Origin of the sequence: Pseudarcicella hirudinis, from assembly GCF_900115665.1 — a bacterium.
Classification (GTDB): domain Bacteria; phylum Bacteroidota; class Bacteroidia; order Cytophagales; family Spirosomataceae; genus Pseudarcicella; species Pseudarcicella hirudinis.
The window spans coordinates 201,237-220,200 of sequence record NZ_FOXH01000003.1; the positions used below are offsets into that span (position 1 = coordinate 201,237).

Here is an 18,964-nt window from a genome sequence, read left to right on the forward strand (position 1 = left end):
GGATTTGAAAAAAGAGAAGGTTTCCAAAAGAGAGATTTTTCAGAAAATCGCGGAGAACGTAAAGACTTTGGAGATAAAAAACCAGTAAGGAGAGACGCAGAAGGAACTTTTGTGAAAAAGAGTTTTTCAAAAGACAAAGATTCTGCTCCTAAACCAGCTCGTAAAGAAAGAGAAATCAAAACAATAGGTACGGCAAAGGATAACTTCGGAGGAAGAAAACTATTTAAGAGTCACTCACGTTTTGAGGAATCAGATCTCCGTACGCCTGAATACCATATTGACAGTTTCAAAGAAACTGCTCCACGTAAAATTCAGAAACGCATAGAGGAGGTAGAAAAAAAATCTACGCTTGTCCGTTTGAACCGCTTTATTGCTAACGCCGGAATCTGTTCTCGCCGTGATGCTGATAAATTGATTGAAGCGGGAGAAATAAAAGTAAACGGAAAAGTAATTACTGAAATGGGTTACCAGGTTCAGCCTACTGACATCGTAAAATACGGAAGTCGTAAATTGAATCGTGAGAAAACCGTTTATCTTTTGTTGAATAAACCAAAAGATTTTATCACAACAACGGAAGATCCGAATGATCGTAAGACTGTTATGGAGCTTGTGAAAAATGCTTGCGACTCACGCATTTATCCGGTTGGACGCTTAGACAGAAATACGACAGGTTTATTATTGCTTACCAATGATGGTGAATTAGCTGAAAAACTGACCCATCCTTCGAACGAAATTACAAAAGTTTATCAGGTTGAAATTGATAAACCAATCGAAGATGATGACATTAAAGCAATTACGGAAGGACTTAAGCTGGAAGATGGTGAAATTAAGGCAGATGAATTAGCTGTTATTACACCGGATAAAATGGTACTTGGTATCAAAATTCATTCTGGCCGTAACCGTATTGTTCGTCGTATTTTCGAACATTTGGGTTATGAAGTATTAAAACTTGACCGTACTTCATTTGCCGGTCTTACCAAGAAGGATTTGCCACGGGGAAACTGGAGATTCTTAACTGAGAAAGAAGTAGTGAAATTGAAGTATTTTGTCTAAATATCAGGACAAAATAAAATATTAGGTTTGAAAACTCAAGTCGAATCGGAGGTCTCTTCGGTTCGACTTTTTTGTGCAATAGTCTGAAAAACAAAAAGCGTTTCGAGCCAGACCCGAAACGCTTTTTGTTCATTATAATATCCTGATAATCTTTGATGAAATCTTTCTTAGAGGTTCATTAAAGATTCACGACGTCTCATTTTACCTGCCGGGATACCGAACATCATTTTAAAACGACGACAGAAATAAGCAGTATCCTTATAACCTACTTCAGCTCCGATTGCACGGATAGATTTCTTAGTAGTACGTAATAAACCCACCGCAGCTTCCATTCTCTGATACTCGATATAATCCTGAGGGTTGATACCTGTCAGCATTTTGAAATACTGTCCGACATAATCTTCAGAAACATTGGCAACATTCGCAAGCACCTTATTAGAAAGGTCTCCACCGATATTGTCTTTGATGTAAGCGAAGATATCTATTAAGCGAGGATCTTTGAAGTAAGTACTGTTTGTTGCCAATTGCTCAACAAACAAACGGTTTTGAATGATATATCGAATAACTTCAATTACGATCTCTTCAGTTTTAATTTTGATAATACGGCCTTTACCGATATTATCAACCATGTCTTCGGTAAGGATTTCAGCAATAGTCTGAGCAAGTTTATCATCACGTTTGATAATAAACGGAGGGATGTCCAATGAAGTAAAAAAGTTTACAGAATCGAAAACTTTTGCTTCGAAGGCAACCAAACCAAATGAATTTTCCTGAGTACCAATTTTAGCAGGATCAACGTTTGCATCAAAGTACAATTCACGATGAGTCATGAATTCCTCATTTGTGACTGCTTTCGGCTTCTCGGAATTTCCATAAGTTACACTAATCATCTTTCCTCCCGGAATAAAAAGCATATCGCCTTCCTCTACATGAGTCGCTTCCTCTCCAAAAGATACTTCCCCTTTGTACAAAATCAAGAGTGAGTTCTCGACATCGTAATAGTTCTTGATTCTAATGGGTTGTAATATTCTAATGTTACGTGATTTGATAAACTTCACTCCAAGTGACTCGATTATCTTATTGTAATCTTCCATCTTAGTGTCTTATTTTGGGCAATTTGAAAATGGTTCAGTACGAAATTTGGACAAAACTAATAAATCCATGTAAAATTCCAAAATTAAAATTGAAAAAGTATCAAGCATTTATTTATCGGTTATAAACTTTTTTCATATTTTTTTATTGTAATATCCTAAGAATTGACTTTTATCGGTGATAAGGCAGGAATTTTAGATATTTGAAGTTTTCTCAGTTGAATATAACACGCATAAATTAATTCTGATTTTTTGTAAACTTTTCTCCGCAAATAGATAGCAGGCTTAGATATTGATTCCCAAATACTTAGGGTTTTCTAATAATCAGATATTGGAAAAGGAGAAGAGCTGAAAGGTTGTTTTGAATGAAAATCGGGGCGGTTTAAACGAAATCAATCTGTATTTTAGTCTGATATCTGAAAAAAAAGACGTGTCAAAACTGGTTTGACACGCCCTGATTATAAAATTCCCGGCTATTTATTTCAGTATTTCCCGGGCGATTACAATTTTTTGAATTTCCGAAGTTCCTTCATAAATCTGGGTGATTTTGGCATCCCTCATCATTCTTTCTACATGAAATTCTTTTACAAACCCATATCCGCCATGAATCTGTACGGCTTCTACGGTGGTATCCATCGCTACTTTGGATGCAAATAGTTTTGCCATCGCAGCAGACTTTACGTAGTCACGGTGGTTATCTTTATCTAATGCGGCATTAAAACAAAGTAATCTGGCTGCTTCAATATTAGTAGCCATTTCGGCTAGCTTAAATTGTGTTGCCTGATGCTCTGAAATAGCTTTCCCGAAAGCTTTTCTTTCTTTTGAATATTGTAAAGACAATTCGTATGCGCCTGACGCAATACCAAGTGCCTGAGCGGCAATACCAATTCTTCCGCCATTTAAAGTGGACATGGCAAACTTAAAACCAAATCCGTCTGCCCCGATTCTGTTCTCTTTCGGTACTTTTACGTCAGTAAACATCAGAGAATGAGTATCTGAACCCCGAATTCCTAATTTGTTTTCTTTTTTCCCGATCTGGAATCCTTCCATTCCTTTCTCGACTATCAGGCAATTGATGCCTTTATGACCTTTTTCAGGATTTGTTTGAGCGATTACAAGGTAAATGCCGGCTCGCCCTCCGTTCGTAATCCAGTTTTTTGTTCCGTTTAGCAGATAATAATCTCCCATATCTACTGCACTTGTATGTTGAGAAGTAGCATCTGAGCCTGCTTCCGGTTCTGAAAGAGCAAATGCGCCGATGGTTTTACCACTGGCTAAAGGAACAAGATATTTTTGTTTTTGCTCTTCTGTCCCGAAGGCTTCCAACCCGTAACAAACCAGTGAATTGTTTACAGAAACCATTACAGAAGCAGAGGCATCAACTTTTGATAGTTCTTCCATTGCGAGAACGTATGAAACTGTATCCATGCCCCCACCGCCATAGGTTGGAGAAACCATCATCCCCAAAAAGCCTAATTCTCCCATTTTTCTGACAAGTTCATCAGGAAAGTGCTGGCTTTCATCACGCTCAATAACTCCCGGAAGTAATTCGGTTTGTGCGAAATCCCTTGCTGCCTGCTGTACTGCCAAATGTTCTTCCGTCAAAGATAAATTCAGTCCCATCATATTTAATGTAGTATCCATGTTTGTTGAGATTTGATAATTCTAAGAAAAACTTATATTGTTCAAATATACAAAATAGTATGCTTGCATACCTAAATCAGATGCCTTATTCTCAGATTTTATGATGGAATAGGCGATGATTATTTAAACAAGGCTCTTTTTACTTTAAAACATAAGGCTTAACCGGGAGAACTATTGTTTATAAAATGCCGGTAAGTGATTGTAATTCAGATAAGGTAAGCCGGTAATTTAATTGTGCTGCAAATAAATCTGATTCAGCTTTAGCCAGAGAAGCTTTGGTTTCCAGAAGGTCTCTTTTCAGATTTAATCCCGAATCTTTTTTATCGGACTTCAGTTTAAATTCCTCTTTACGATAGCTGACTACTTTCTTTGCAACTGCAATAAGCTGCTGAGACTGGTTTACTTTCCGGTAGGCTTTCTCTATTTTCGTCCGGATATTTTCTTGCATGTATTCCAGGTATTCTTCTCCTTGCTTTTTCTGAGAAATACGTTGATTCAATTCAGACTTTCTTTTCCCAAAATCAAAAATATTCCAGCTCACATTTAGGCCAACGAAATAGTTGTTGGCCGGAAGATCTGAAATGACATTCTGATAGGTATAGCCGCCCATGAGCCCAATGCTTGGAATATGATCGCTTTGAGCGGCCTGCACACCATAATTAGCTTTTTGGATGGTATGATTGACCAGCTGTATTTCGGGATTGGAGTTTTTTGCCTGCAGCAAATAGGTTTCCAAAGATTGAAGCGGAGGAAGTGTTTCTTCCGGATTAGCTAATACCAATGTTTCTTCCGACCTGAATCCCGTCAATTCTTTCAGATCTGCCGAATAATCCTCAATCTGATTGGTCAATTGTAACAGCTTTTGCTGCTGGCTGCTTAAATCTGCCTGCAAGCCAACCTTGTTTACCAATTCTGTTTTCCCGGCTATGAGAGCACTTTCTACATCATACAATTTCATCTCAGTTAATTCAAGAGAAGCCTTGGTCTCTTCCAATTGTTTCTGGGTAATTAAAATGCCGAGATAAAGTTTTTCTACCCCAAGCCTGATGTCAAGTTCTGATTTTGTAACCTGAGTTTGTGCAATAGAAACATCTGTTTCAGCAACTTTTACCCCAATCCCGATTTTTTTTAATTGACTGACGGGTTGGTAAGCCAGTACATTGCCGAGCAAAAGATTATGTTTTCCCTGAAATAAAGGAACATCTGCCTGTGGAAGGGGATTACCTGCCAGGTTTCCGAATGAACCTTTCGGAATAGACAAATCCTTGGTTACTCCGTTGAAAATGTAGTTTCCGGTAGCATATACCAACGGTTTTCCTTTGCTTTTCGATTCTGTGATTTTCTCACGGCTTTCAGAAACCTTTTCCTTCTGAATTTTCAGCAGGTGATTGTTTTGTAAAGCAAGTTCTGTAGCCTGTTTCAGGTTTAATACCTGAGTCTGCTGCGCATTGGCCAGCAAACTTGTCATCAGAAATGCTGAGGAGAATGAGGATATATATTTTTTAATGAACATGATGCGCTTCGTTTGAGGTTAACATACTGTCTTTTTTGTCAGCGGGCTTAATCATTGCCACATATAAAACCGGAACTACCAATAAGGCCATAACCATTGAGAATACCACTCCTACAGCAATTACACTGGCGAGGGGGCTCCACATTGGAGAACCGGAGAGAATCATAGGCAAAACACCGATGGCTGCTGCCATTGCTGTTAAAAATATAGGGCGTAAACGACGCTTTCCGGCTTCGGTTGCAGCGGTAGGAATATCCATTCCTTTCCGGAGGAGTTCGTTGGTATAATCTACCAGAATAATGGCATTTCTTACCACGATACCTGATAAACTGATTAAACCCACAAAGGCCGTAAATCCGAAATTATTATGAGTAATGATTAAACCTAATAAGGCCCCGAACAAACTCAATGGAATAGAAGCCATTACCAGTGCAGATTCTTTCAGGTTTCTGAACTGGAACAGGAGAATGAAGAATATCAATACCAGACTGATGGCTAAGGCAATAACCATTTGGCTGAATGTTTCCTTCTTGTTTTCCAGCTCCCCTCCATATTCAATCCGGTAACCTGCCGGTAACTGAAGCGTGGCGATTTCCGGTTGAATTTGTTTGATAATCTCTGAAGGAAGTGCTCCATCTTTGGTTTCACTTTGGATCGTCAGAGTCCTCACCCCATTTCTATGCATAATTCTTCCGGTTTGCCACTGAGGCTTCAGATCAGCAATTTGCCGTAAAGGAATACTTGCTCCGGTGGCGGGAGAACTTAAGTACATGTTCTGTAAATCGTCAGAGTTCTGGCGGCTTTTCTCATCCAGGCGCAGGACTATATCCACCGGATTATTGCCTTCGTACATTGTAGAGACCGGAGCTCCGGAAAATCCGGTATAAACGGTTTGAGCAATACTGGTAGTGGTAAAGCCCAGGCGATTGGCTTCGTCTTTTAAGTCGATGTCGATACCGTAATAGTCTTCCTTAAAGTCGGAACGAACCATAGTACTTCCCTTCGCTTTCTGAATGATTTCTTTTACCTTCAACCCGATCCGTTTTAGTTCACTGAGGTCGTCGCCGATAATTCTTACCTCCACCGGAGCTTTGGTTGGAGAACCCTGCTGCATCAGTTTCACCTGAGGATTTCCATCCGGAATAAGTCTGTCCACTTTTTTGGACAATTCATCGGCAAGTTCTTCTGCGGTTTTGTCGTCGGTTGTATTAACCAGAATCTGTGCATAATTGCTTACAGGTACTTCCGGAGAAAAGTTGTAGTAAAATCTTGGAGCACTGGTTCCGGTGAAGGTGGCAAACGTGCTGACTCTTTTGTCATTTTTTACAAGATCCTCTACTTTCAGAATAGCCTTTTCGGTTTTATCAAGTTTTGTTCCGGTAGGCATCCATACTTCCACTACAAACTGATTGCGTTCTGCTGCCGGAAAGAACTTTTGTTTGATGAATAAAAACAAAACTCCTGAAAGAGCAATAGACAAAATACTTCCGCTGATCGTGAACTTTGGATGTTTCATACACCAGGCAATGGCTCTGTTGTAACCATTCTGCATGCGGTCGAGCATAGAAATCCTTTCTTTTTTGTCAGAAGGTTTTTCAGAATGGTCATGAAGTCCTTTTTTGATAAAAGTATAGCAAAGCAAAGGCGTAAGAATCATTGCTACAATGAAAGAAGCAGCTAACGCAATAGTTACGGTGATAGGCAGCGCGAAAATAAATTCTCCGACAGAACCCGTCAGAATTACCATAGGCATAAATGCCGCAATAATAGTAATGGTGGCCGTTAAAACGGGAACAACCAGGTCGCTGGCACTTCTCCAGGCGGCTTCCCAGCGTTCTACCCCTTCGTCGAGAAGTTCTACATAATTGTCGGCAATTACAATGGCATCATCAACCACCATTCCCAGCACTACAATCAGAGCTGCTAACGAAACCTGATGCAGTTCTATGCCAAAAGTATGAAGCAGAGCAAACGTCACGGCAACTGTCATAGGAATAGCCATGGCAGCTACTGCTGCAATCCGAAGTGGCAAGAGTAAAATAACAACAATAACCACCGAAATAATAGCCAGAAAGAATTCATGAATGAAATGGCTGATGTTTTCATCTACGATTTTCGGCTGATTGATAATCGTTGTCAGTTTTACATCGCTGGGTAATAGCTTCGATACTTCTTCAATCTTTTTACCGACTTGTTCGCCAAATTGTACAATGTTGTTTCCTTCATGCATTTCTACCGCCAGCATCATTGCTTTATGTCCGTCAACGGTGGTTTTACTGGTGGGTTCCTGGAATATTCTTGAAACAGTGGCCACATCACCGAGCCGGATGACAGCTCCTGTATTGGACGTTCCTACAATCTGGCTTGCAATCTGATTTTCAGTATTGTAATAACCAGAAGTATAAAGAGGCACTTTTGAATCATTGGTTTTCACATCTCCGGTAGCATTAATGGCATTTTGAGATTGTAATACTTTCACAACCTGCGGTAATTTTACACCATACTGAACCAGTTTTTCTGAATTGGAAGTAACGGTAATCTGTTCTTTTTGCTCTCCGATTCTTTTAATCTTCGAAACAGCCTTAATCGTTCTGATGCCATCTTCAAGTTTCTGGGTATAGTTTTTCAGTTGAGAATAATCAGCTTTGTCTGATACTATACCAATTACAAGGGCTTCGGTATCTCCAAAATCGGAATTTACAATGGGGCCTCTTACACCCTGTGGTAAGTCGAGGGTTTTGGCCAGAAGCATTTCATGTCTTAGCTTACTCCAGAAAATGTCCGGATTTTTTACAGACTCTTCCAGTTCCACATTAATTATCACCGCACCGTCACGGGTTGTGGAAAAGGTTTTTTCTTTTCTTACTTCTTCAAATTGAAAAAGATATTGTTCTAATTTCTTGGTAACCTGATCCTCTACCTGGGCAGAGTTGGCTCCGGGATAAAATGCCAGTACCAATCCTGAACGAATGGTGATTTTGGGGTCTTCACGGCGTGGCATATTCAGTAAAGAATTGACGCCGATAACAAAGACCAGAAATAATACCGACAACGTAACCTGCGGATATTTCAGGGAAGATTTTACAAAATTCATAGCCGTAATTTAGTTGTTGATAAGAATAGGGGAACCGTCATTTAACTTCTGTTGTCCGCCAACAATCACCTTGTCGTTTTCAGTAATACCGGAAGTTATTTCAATCTGATTGTCAAGTAATCTTCCGGTAACGATTTTGCGTTTGAAGGCCTTTTTGCCTGACTCGTCGGCTACAAAAACATAGGTTAAATTATCCACATCATGTAAAACCGCTTCTCCCGGTAATGCCAGCACCTCAGATTTTGTACCGGAGGTAATTTTCACTTCAGCGATCATTCCGGGGCGGATAAGCAGCTTCGGATTTTTTAATTCAATCTTTACGGTGAATGTCCGGGAAGTAGCGTCTGCAGTAGAACCTACTTCAATTATTTTTCCGGAAAAAGTATTGTCCAGTGCTGAGACATAAACATTGGCATTCTGGCCTATTTTAATGTAACGAAGTTCAGACTCCGGAATGGCGGCATTTACTTTAACCGTACTGATGTCTGAAACAACAAACAGGGGCATTCCCACACCAATGATTTCACCCACTTCTGTCATTTTTTTCAACAAAACCCCTGAAATGGGAGTGTATAACCTGGTATCGGTAATATTTTTGGCCTGAAGTTTATTCTGAGCTTTTGCCTGAGCCAGTCCATTCGTGATTTTAGCATAATCACTTTCCGTAACGCTGCCGCGCTCGTGCATGGTATTGATGCGGTTGTAGTCGTCCTGTACCTGATTGAGGCTTGCATCAGCCATTTCTTTGGCAATTTTATAGTTTTCGGGATCGAGGCTTGCCAGTAGTTTTCCCTGAGAAACGGTTTGTCCTTCGTTGGCCGAGATAAAATTTACTTTTCCTGCCACCATAAAACCGAGTCTGACTGTTTTGCTTCCTTCAATATTACCGCTGACAGAAATATCATGGTTTACAGATATCTTGCGGACTTGCCGGATATTGACAGAAATAGAGTTGTCTGTCACTTCTGTTTTCTTTTCAGCCTTATTGCAGGCAGATAAACTTAGCGCAATAAGAATAAATGAGTGTAAGAATTTGTTCTTCATGGTTTGATTTAATTTTGATGATGCAAAGTTCACAGAGTATATCGAGGCTATTTTTGACATAAATCAAAAAGTGCATGAATCTTCAAAAAACAGACGGAATTTTATGGGTATTTCTTAAATAATAACTAAAACAGTATTAATTCAACCAAAGGCAAAATCACAATCCGGACTTAGTTTTATCTATAAGATGAATGGGAAGGATGGTATTAATAACAGGCAGATGCTATGGCTTTTACTGAAAATCAGGAGTAGATTCTGCTTCTTATCCGGCTCAGAGTTTCTTGTGTAATTCCTAAATAAGAGGCAATATGGCCTAATGGTGCGCGCTGAATGATAAGCGGCTGTTTTTCCATCAGGGTATTGTATCGTTCCTGTGCCGAATGAAACTGCAATGCAGTAATGCGCTCGCTGTTTTCCAGCAGGAAATGCTGCAAAACAAAGATATAAACCTTTTGCAGAGACAAATGCTTCTCTCTCAGTTTGTCGAGCTCAGACAAGGGCATGGAATATAAAATACTGTCTTCCAGTGCTTCAACATTGTAAAGACTTGGTTTTTGCTGAAAATAACTGTCGATAACGGTATGAAACTGATTTTCTTCCTGAAAGCGATAAGTAATGTCTTTACCGAGATCGTTGTAATAGAAAATTCTTAACAGTCCTTTTTCTACGAAATACAGTTTGTTGCAGAGATCCCCGTTCCGATGCAGTAAATGATGTCTGGGAAGACATTCCTTTTTAAATAAGCCAATAATCTCCTGTTGGACTTCAGTAGATAGCGGAGCGATATTATTTAAAATAGAAATGAGATTCATATGCTTTAATATTGAGGAAGTATGCAGGGAGTCACAGCAAATATGGTATTCAGATTGAAGATAACATTTTATTTAAGTTTTGTAAAGAGCGAACGAAATTTTATAGGGAAAAGCGATTCCATGCTATGTGGCAAACGAAGCATAAGCACGAAGGTAGTAAAGTGGTCCGTGAGCCACGGACCACGGAGTAGGAAAAGTGATTTCAATCCTGTCCGTAGTCTTTTTGACTACGGATCATTTATGGGAAAATTGTCTGTGACACGGGAAGCACACGTTATTTTCATTTTATCATTTTTTCTTCGTTCTTACTTTTCCTGATTTACCGTGTCAGAGACAAATATCCATTTGTAATCCGTAGAGCCCTGCGGAACTCTACGGACAGGTAGGTGTAGCAATTCTATGTTTTCTGTATGCCTATGTGGTTACAGGGTACATTACCACCCCATAAACTCCTCCCGTGGATTTGGTTCATAATTCCACGAATAACCGGAGAAGTAAAAAGCAACTTCATGCTCCCACCAATCCGGATTGGTTCTGAGTGGATAAAATGGGGTTAATTGAGTTTTTACCTTGAAACGGATTTTAGCTCTGTGCCCGTCATGTGAGAAACTGATAGAGCTAATCCTCTCAAAATGAAGTACCCCCAATTTCAGGGTCTGATATATATTCTTGCTCCAAAAAGACTCTTTTACACTGATTTTCCCCAGAAAAGGTCTGGCTTTCCTGGTAAAGACGATGCGTTTGCGGTTATCGAAAAAATGTGCATTGAGACAAACATAACCTCTTTTATCCAATTTCAATGCCTTCATTTCTCTCGCAGTAGTGAAGCTGTTGAGGTTAAATTCTTCTTCAATAAGTACGGGGAAAGAAAAGGTTTTTAAAATCAATTGTCTGGCGAGAGGTTCATCCAAAAGCTGAGGCTTTTTGCAAGAAATTACCAGAAAAATAGAAATAGAGAGTATGAATCGTTTGACACTTATCATGTTTTGGTAGAATTTGGGGTAGAAATATCCTCCGCAGGTCTGAAAAGACTGCGTTATTGAAAAAAACCAGAAAAATGGATGACATTTAAGGAGGGGCAGTTAGCAACATAAGAGACTCATTTGTTTAAAGGTAAATGATGAATCCCAAACCATTAGAAAACAAAAATGGCGTGGAACCTATAATGCTCTTTACGAGGTACTGGCATACCCAACAACAAAGCAAAAAGGCCCACGCCAAAATTGACGTGAGCGTATTGCCTACTTGTCCCTGTTGTTTAAAAAACGCCAGTTTTCGTAAAAGAGATTTAGTAGCAAACGCTAAATATGTAAATAATAAATTATATTCCTTTTAAGAGTCGTGTGTTAATTTAAGTTTAAAAAAAGCAAAGTAGAAATAAAACCCTGAGAACTGCAAATAGTTGAGGAGGAATTTATGTTTTGCTTGATATATGGTAAGAAAAAGAAATTTGGTGATGAGCGAAGCAGGGAACATATAGTAAGTACCGTTAAATAAAAATTTGGGGGTTGGGTTGGGAATTTTGTGGGATTTTTGGAGATTAATTCATGATGCTTGAGAGATTCACCCTGTCCGTAGTCTCACCCTGTCAGTAGTCTTTTTGACTACGGATAATATATGGAAAGAATGTCTGTGACACGGGAAGCACACGTTATTTTCATTTTATCATTTTTTCTCCGTTCTTACTCTTATTCATTTGTAATCCGTAGAGTCCTGCGGAACTCTACGGACAGGATGGGTATCAAACTACATCAGGCTAACAAAATTGTAGCCAATGGTTTTGAACTTAATAAGGTTTGCATTTATTCAATAGGCTGCAAAAAGTTATTTTTTACTGATTCATCTAAGCTAAGCCACTCATTCAAAATTATAATTGCACTTTTAATTAAATCGATATTTCTTGTAACATCCTTCTGATAATTACCATTGAATTTACCACCATGAAAAAGGTTATTCCTTATATCTCTTATTGATATATCGAGCTTATTTATTTCATGACAATTTTGTTGAAAGCGTCTATCTTTCCAACCTAATAGCTCATCTTCAAACACCTGCATTTTCGGTGGATTTTCAATAATATAGGTAACAGCTTCTTTAAGTGAATCACATTTATTTTTATTGAAATCGGATTTAATAGAAGAAATGAACTGTTCCCAATTTGCAGAAACCTTATTGTTTTTTTCATCCATCTGTTTAAAGTTTGAAGATTTTAATGCACATTCAAACCTAGAAAAAATGATAAAAAAATTTGTTATTAATTTCCGCCCATCATCATTAATGGTCTTATTTAGCTCCTCTATAAATTGGTCTGTTATCATTGTCTGATTGTTATCTTTAAAATGGTGTTAGTATTTTAATTTCTTTGATTAATGTTTTATTTGTCAAATTTTTGAGTAAATAACATATGAATTTGGTTGAGTATACTGAAGAATGAAATGTTTGATGGGACATCATCAGATTTGCCTGATCCTCTTTGTTACAAACTACGTACTTTCTTTATTAGAGAAAAGACGCTTCATCATCCAATTGTTCAATTTTTATCCTTTTGTTTGTATATTCGAGCATAGTATGTGCCCAATTTTTTAGTCTTTGAATAGGATGATTGATTAATTCTTGTAAAAGTTTCTTCTGAGTTATAAAATAAGGAACGCTTGAACCAACAGTTCCAAATGACCCCATATTTGAAGCTAAATAATCTATTAATTTTTCGTTATCTCCGAACTCATCAATTATTGCTTTAGAAAATGGATGCCATTTTATTTCGCCATTTTCATTTATATTTAAAGGCATCATATGTGCAATTCTTTCAGGTGCTATTTTAGGATGTTTCCTACACCAAGTTAATATAGTTTCGTAGTGCTCAGGATCTTCAAAAACAATTCCTTCTTTTTTATATAAATAACCGTTCATTTTTCCTATTATATGTTCCAAATTTGAGAATGTCATATAATCGCCAATTATACCTTGCCCCAAAAAATCCCATGTAATATCAAAATATTTTTTAAAGAGAAGTTGAATAATATTTGCGATTTGTATGTCTAAGGAATAATTGAAATGTATATCAGAACAAAACTCAACTATTTGCTTTGTGATTGTAATTGCAAATACACTGTCGTTATCTTTTACCAAAATTTCCATAACTACATCTGACCAACAAGAACTCTCCATTTTTTCTGTTTCGTCATTGTTAATAATCATATTATTATTACTAATGAGTTCTTTTAAAAAATCTTTATTCTGCGTCCATTTGTCCTCATTATTATAGCAAAACATATAAAGCAATGATAAAGAAGTCCATTTTCCTAGATTTCCGTATTTACTAATCGTACTACATAACAATAATATTTCTTCGTTAGTTAGAACTTCTAATGCTCTTCCGTATTGAAAGTTTTGGAATTGACTAATTGAAAAGTCATACTTATCAACCAATAAAAAAAGCTTTTCAATATTGTGATAACTTGGACAAAGAACTTTTGTCAAATAAAAAGCATGTTGTCTTATTTCATCAGTAGAAATAAATCTATCAATTGTTTTCTCAGACATCATGAGATTATTTGAACCAAAAAGAATTCCGGCAATTAATTCAGGGTTTTGATTTTCTTTTTCTATTTTTTTTAATGCTTCAATAGAAATGTCAATTAAAGTTTCTTTGTCATCCGTTAGTTCTCCGACCTTGCTTCCGAATGCAAATGCTTGTCTTTGTGATCCTTGCAATAAGTCGGAAATATATTCTACCCAAGAAATATGCTCATCAAATAGTTTTTGAGCATATTTTTCTGCATTAAGTTTCGGTTTGTTAATATATATGTTATTATCATCTTTCTCATGATTGTCCCATTCTGGTTTTGTAACTTTCAAGAATAGTTGATTCTTTGTATCTGTTGGAGTAAGGTCAATTATAAGGGACTCAATTTGATTAACTATATTTTGAGGTATGCTTTTTTCATAACCCAAAGTCATTTTTAAGCTGTTCAACGCATCTATCCAGAGGTTTCCTTTGATCTCAATGATTTTTCGAATGGAATCAATTACAATTTCACTTCCATGCCCTATCATTAAGCTTCTTATAGAATGAGCAATCTTTTCCTTAGCAAGTTCAGAGTGTGGACTATTAGAACATACGATGTCTGTGAGCATGGAGATAATTTCTTTCCAATAATCTGTTATTTCTTCCCAGTTTGGAGAATAATCTTGTAAGGGAGCACTACTACCTTGTTTCTCGGGTCCTCCCATTCTATGGAAGTGATCATTCATTAATCCCTTACTTATTGCTTGAATTGCGATTTTAGTGAAATCATCATCCTTTTTATTCAAACCCCATTTGATAATTTCTAATCGTTCTTTTAGGGATGCTTCAGTTCCTGATAAGAAAAGTTGAAACAACTGCCTGAATTGATTAGTTGAATTATTGCCCCATGTTTCATTCTCAGATACTGCGAACGAGTAAAGAATTTTAGCTGCTCTAGAGAAACTTTGTTTTCTAAAACAAAGTTTCTCTAGAGCCCAAACCAAATTCCTTCTCCCTTCATCAATTTTCAATATTTCTTCTTTAGACATTTTACCAAAAGAAGTTTCTAAAGCTTTTGCCGTAGCAACAGGATTCACTTCTACAACATAACGGAAGAGTAGTGAACCCCATGATGTATTAAGAACTTCCGCTAAACCAAAAGGGCTATTAGGTCCCCATAATTCTCCTACTATTTGGTGTGCTTTATCTACTTGGTCTAAATCTTTTATTCGTTCTGCAATCTTTCGTCCTAATTCGTTATCTTTTAATTCTGTTAGTATAGAAATAATTTTTGAAATAGGATTATTTTTCAACCAATCGGTTGCTAAGTTAATAGCAAGTACTGTTGGTTTTACAACGTAGTAAACACTATGTCTCTCTATGATATCCTGTTGCTTGTACTTCTGACAAATTTCATAAAATTCACTTAAACTCACGTCAATGTCAAGAATATTGGTTCGAATATAATTAAGTTGTGCCTCTAATCTATCGGCTTGCTCTCCCGTTATTGTGTCTAAAATTTCATCATCAGGAAATCCAAATGACGAAAAAACAGAACATGCTCTAATTACCTTATATTCTCTCTCATTTTCCCTTCCACCAAATAAAAGTTTCTCAATAAAATCTTTTTGTAAAGTACCACTAAAATTATTTGTGCCCTTTTGCAAAATAGATTTGCAAAACCGATTTGCCATCCACGGGTAGCCCTCACAAAGTTCAGATAAATATTCAATGTCATTACTTTGGTGAGAAAGACCAATTTTGTCCTTAATAATTTCCTTGACAATATCTTTTTGATTGTCTCTATCAAGTTTAATTATTGAATCTTCAATGGAATCACTATTATCAGGTCCTATTGTAACAATCTTAATGTTGCCTGATGATTTAACTACTTGAGAAAGAATTATATGGCTTTTGGGATCGCAATTGTCAATAATTATTATTCCATATTGGGAATCTTGGACACTCATCAAGTAGGTTTTAATATCTGTTATAATTGACATACCATTTAAGTCATAATAGACAATAGATTTGTTAAAGGGACTGTCTCTAAATGCTTCTAAAACGAGCCTTGTCTTACCAAGGCCTGATTGCCCTGTAACACGAATTACTTTTTCAGATAAGATCGAGTTGTTAATGAGTTTTATATTAGCAAGAATAGTAGCATTTGACCGATATTTTGTTTCATCGGATTTGAAAGTTTTATCCCATTTATCCCATCCCATAAAACATAATGGCCTGTTAATACCATTAAATTTTTGAACTAAGATTATGGCTGATAAGTAATCGTTAACCCAATCTTTTATTGAGTTGGAGTCGTAAATGATAATTTGAAATGTTTCATAATTCGGTTCTCCTGCTAATTGAATTGCCTCTCGAAACTGTGCAATTCTTTCATCCTTACCTTGGTCAACTATTGATTTGTTTGTGAAAAGAATGTAGCAACCATTTGCTTTGACAACTTTTTCTATTTGTGCTTTTAATTTTCGTTGAGATTGTCCTTTTTTTGCAGGTTCTAAAATCTCCTTTTTGCAATTACTTGGCAAAAGGTCAGTAGCTTTGTTTTGGAAAATGGTAAATTTATTTTTTAACCATTTTGTTGTTGGAGGTGTGCCGTTCCATTCAATACGTCCATCAGAACCTGCATCTGGAGATGTGATATTAAATGGAACTATCCTATCCCAATCTTGAAGATTGTATTTTCCGGCTTCCAATATAATTAGTGTATGTAACAGTTTCGATAATTGAATATCTGATAATCGATTTATGTGTTCTATACCTATTTCATTCAATGAATACATTTTTAAGATCTTATAAAGGTTGAAGTGTGCAATTGAAGTATATAATCCGATGAGGAAGTTCTAAATACGTCTGAGCATTATTCGTTCTTCGCAACGCTTTTAGTTAAGTTGAATGATATGCTAGATTGAAAATACTTTAAACAAATTTTGTATATAAAATATTCAAATCTTATCACATAAAGATGTATTTTGAGATTAAGCCTACTGAGGGGGAATGGGCATTTTGATTTATTAAATAGTTAAAATACATATACATGCATTTTAACTATTTAATCCTGAAGAATAAAAAAATAACTTAAAATTTTATTTAACGGTAGTATCAACCCTTTGCTCTGTGACACACAAAGCATCAATAAAATTAAGTTTAAGGTGAGGAAATCCCCAAAACCATATCAGGACAGCATTTCTATCTGTGTTTCCTAATTTTATGAGAAGAAACGGGATGAAAGTAATTCCCTACTCATGAACATTAGAACTATGCAGGAAAGTAATATTTTAAAAACAAAACAACATTTTGAAATCCTTGACGGATTGCGAGGAGTAGCCGCTTTGGCAGTGGTGGTTTTTCATTTTATGGAAATAGTCTATTCAGACTATAGCAAGAACTTTATCGCCCATGGTTTTTTAGCAGTAGATTTCTTTTTCTGTTTATCAGGCTTTGTAATCGGATATGCTTATGACGACCGCATCGGGAAAATGGGATTGACCGAATTTTTAAATCGAGAATTATCAGACTGCACCCTTTGGTTATTCTGGGCTCGGTATTAGGCTTATTAGGCTTTTTCTTCGACCCCTTCGGAGGCAATCCGGAACTGCTTGGCTACCCCTTGCTCTGTGACACACAGAGCAAAAAAAGCGTTCCGTGTGCCACGGACCACGGAGAGGGAAAAATAAAAAATTAACTTAAAATTTTATTTAACGGCAGTATCAACCCCTTGCTCCGCACCACACAGAGCAAAAACGTTCATGAGCTACGGACCAATGCGAGGAAATCCCTAAAACCATATCAGGACAGCATTTCTATCTGTGTTTCCTAATTTTATGAGAAGAAACGGGATGAAAGTAATTCCCTACTCATGAACATTAGAACTATGCAGGAAAGTAATATTTTAAAAACAAAACAACATTTTGAAATCCTTGACGGATTGCGAGGAGTAGCTGCTTTGGCAGTTGTGGTTTTTCATTTTATGGAAATAGTCTATTCAGACTATAGCAAGAACTTTATCGCCCATGGTTTTTTAGCAGTAGATTTCTTTTTCTGTTTATCAGGCTTTGTAATCGGATATGCTTATGACGACCGCATCGGTAAAATGGGATTGACCGAGTTTTTTAAATCGAGAATTATCAGACTGCACCCTTTGGTTATTCTGGGCTCGGTATTAGGTTTGTTAGGCTTTCTCTTCGACCCCTTCGGAGGTAATCCGGAGCTGCTTGGCCTGGGAAAACTTGTGCTAATATTTCTCAGTTCGGTTTTTCTGATTCCTTATCCGGTGATGTCAGAACGGTATTTTAACTTATTCAGCTTCAATGCTCCTGCCTGGTCATTGTTCTGGGAATATGTTGCCAATATTGTTTACGCTTTTGTGCTGTATAAAATCAGCCCCCGTTATCTCCGCTTACTGACTTTGCTGTTTGCAGTAGTGATTTGTATGGTATGTTATCGTTCAGGCTCATTGATGGGAGGTTGGGGTAAGGACAGTTTCTGGGATGGTTTTGCCCGTATTTCTTTCTCTTTTTTAGCAGGAATGCTGGTTTATCGCTCCAACTGGATTATTAAAACAAAGATGGGTTTTCTCAGTCTGTCTGTATTACTGGCACTATCCTTTCTGTTTCCTTATTCTACATGGAACTGGCTGACAGAGCCAATAGTTGTAATCTTCTATTTTCCATTAATTATTGCCCTGGGTGTTGGAGCTACGTTATCAGAGGGATTAAGAAAACTCTGCCAGTTTTCCGGAAAAATATCCTATCCTCTGTACATGACACATTATGCGGCATTATGGATGTTTGGACATTATTACAGCAGCCATAAACCGGGCGGAACACAATTGTTCTTTATCATAACCGTGTCGACAATTCTTTTGGTCGGCATAGCCTGGTTAATGATGACAATTTATGACATTCCTGTTCGAAAGTACTTGACTGAAATGAGGAAGAAGGCATAATTCATGCTCTCCTCCTTGTTCTGTGACACACAGAGCAAAAAAAGTACGGGGACCACGGAGAGGGAAAAACTATGTTCTCTATATCCCTATGTGGTTGTATAAAGTGCTCTGAGAGCCACGGAACACAGAAGAAGAAATAACCCTATGTTTTCTATGTTTCTATGTGGTTGCATAAAGTGTTCCCTGAGTCACGGAGCACGGAAGGAGAAACAACCCTATGTTTTCTATGTTCCTATGTG

At 37.3% G+C, this 18,964-nt stretch carries 12 protein-coding genes; 3 read left to right on the top strand and 9 right to left on the bottom strand.

Going from position 1 to position 18,964, the window contains the following annotated elements; translation table 11 throughout:
- The coding region (locus BM179_RS06755) for a pseudouridine synthase (RefSeq protein WP_143095177.1) at window positions 1-1,053 on the top strand (1,053 nt) is incomplete at its 5' end.
- A 167-nt stretch (window positions 1,054-1,220) separates the two neighbouring features.
- On the opposite strand, the gene BM179_RS06760 is transcribed toward BM179_RS06755, so the two are convergent.
- The 9 genes from BM179_RS06760 to BM179_RS06800 all read right to left on the bottom strand — a co-directional run bounded on the left by BM179_RS06760 (window position 1,221) and on the right by BM179_RS06800 (window position 16,473).
- On the bottom strand, window positions 1,221-2,147 hold the full coding sequence (locus tag BM179_RS06760) for a helix-turn-helix domain-containing protein (RefSeq protein ID WP_092014189.1): 927 nt from the start codon (window positions 2,145-2,147) through the stop codon (window positions 1,221-1,223).
- Window positions 2,148-2,621: 474 nt separating this feature from the next.
- The gene (locus BM179_RS06765; RefSeq protein WP_143095178.1) at window positions 2,622-3,761 is read right to left on the bottom strand and encodes an acyl-CoA dehydrogenase; all 1,140 of its coding nucleotides are present in this window, start codon (window positions 3,759-3,761) and stop codon (window positions 2,622-2,624) included.
- 205 nt (window positions 3,762-3,966) lie between these two features.
- On the bottom strand, window positions 3,967-5,301 hold the full coding sequence (locus tag BM179_RS06770; protein WP_092014194.1) for a TolC family protein: 1,335 nt from the start codon (window positions 5,299-5,301) through the stop codon (window positions 3,967-3,969).
- On the bottom strand, window positions 5,291-8,395 hold the full coding sequence (locus BM179_RS06775; protein WP_092014196.1) for an efflux RND transporter permease subunit: 3,105 nt from the start codon (window positions 8,393-8,395) through the stop codon (window positions 5,291-5,293). The genes BM179_RS06770 and BM179_RS06775 overlap by 11 nt, the downstream gene beginning before the upstream one ends.
- A 9-nt stretch (window positions 8,396-8,404) precedes the next feature.
- The gene (locus BM179_RS06780; protein WP_092014198.1) at window positions 8,405-9,439 is read right to left on the bottom strand and encodes an efflux RND transporter periplasmic adaptor subunit; all 1,035 of its coding nucleotides are present in this window, start codon (window positions 9,437-9,439) and stop codon (window positions 8,405-8,407) included.
- A gap of 242 nt (window positions 9,440-9,681) precedes the next feature.
- Window positions 9,682-10,251 carry a Crp/Fnr family transcriptional regulator gene (locus BM179_RS06785; RefSeq protein WP_092014201.1) on the bottom strand — a complete coding sequence of 190 codons (570 nt, stop codon included), beginning with the start codon at window positions 10,249-10,251 and terminating at the stop codon, window positions 9,682-9,684.
- A 434-nt stretch (window positions 10,252-10,685) separates the two neighbouring features.
- The gene (locus BM179_RS06790; protein WP_092014204.1) at window positions 10,686-11,234 is read right to left on the bottom strand and encodes a hypothetical protein; all 549 of its coding nucleotides are present in this window, start codon (window positions 11,232-11,234) and stop codon (window positions 10,686-10,688) included.
- Window positions 11,235-12,053: 819 nt separating this feature from the next.
- A complete protein-coding gene (locus BM179_RS06795; RefSeq protein ID WP_092014212.1) occupies window positions 12,054-12,569 on the bottom strand; it encodes a hypothetical protein in 516 nt (171 codons plus the stop codon).
- A 181-nt stretch (window positions 12,570-12,750) separates the two neighbouring features.
- Window positions 12,751-16,473, bottom strand: coding sequence for a hypothetical protein (locus tag BM179_RS06800; protein ID WP_143095164.1), 3,723 nt, complete (start codon window positions 16,471-16,473; stop codon window positions 12,751-12,753).
- 549 nt (window positions 16,474-17,022) lie between these two features.
- Here BM179_RS06800 and BM179_RS06805 point away from each other — a divergent pair.
- Complete coding sequence (locus BM179_RS06805) at window positions 17,023-17,328, top strand: acyltransferase family protein (RefSeq protein WP_229632912.1); 306 nt, start codon at window positions 17,023-17,025, stop codon at window positions 17,326-17,328.
- A 308-nt stretch (window positions 17,329-17,636) separates the two neighbouring features.
- Window positions 17,637-18,725 (top strand): acyltransferase family protein, encoded by a 1,089-nt coding sequence (locus tag BM179_RS06810; RefSeq protein ID WP_092014219.1) that lies wholly within the window; start codon window positions 17,637-17,639, stop codon window positions 18,723-18,725.
- Window positions 18,726-18,964: the final 239 nt, after the last annotated feature.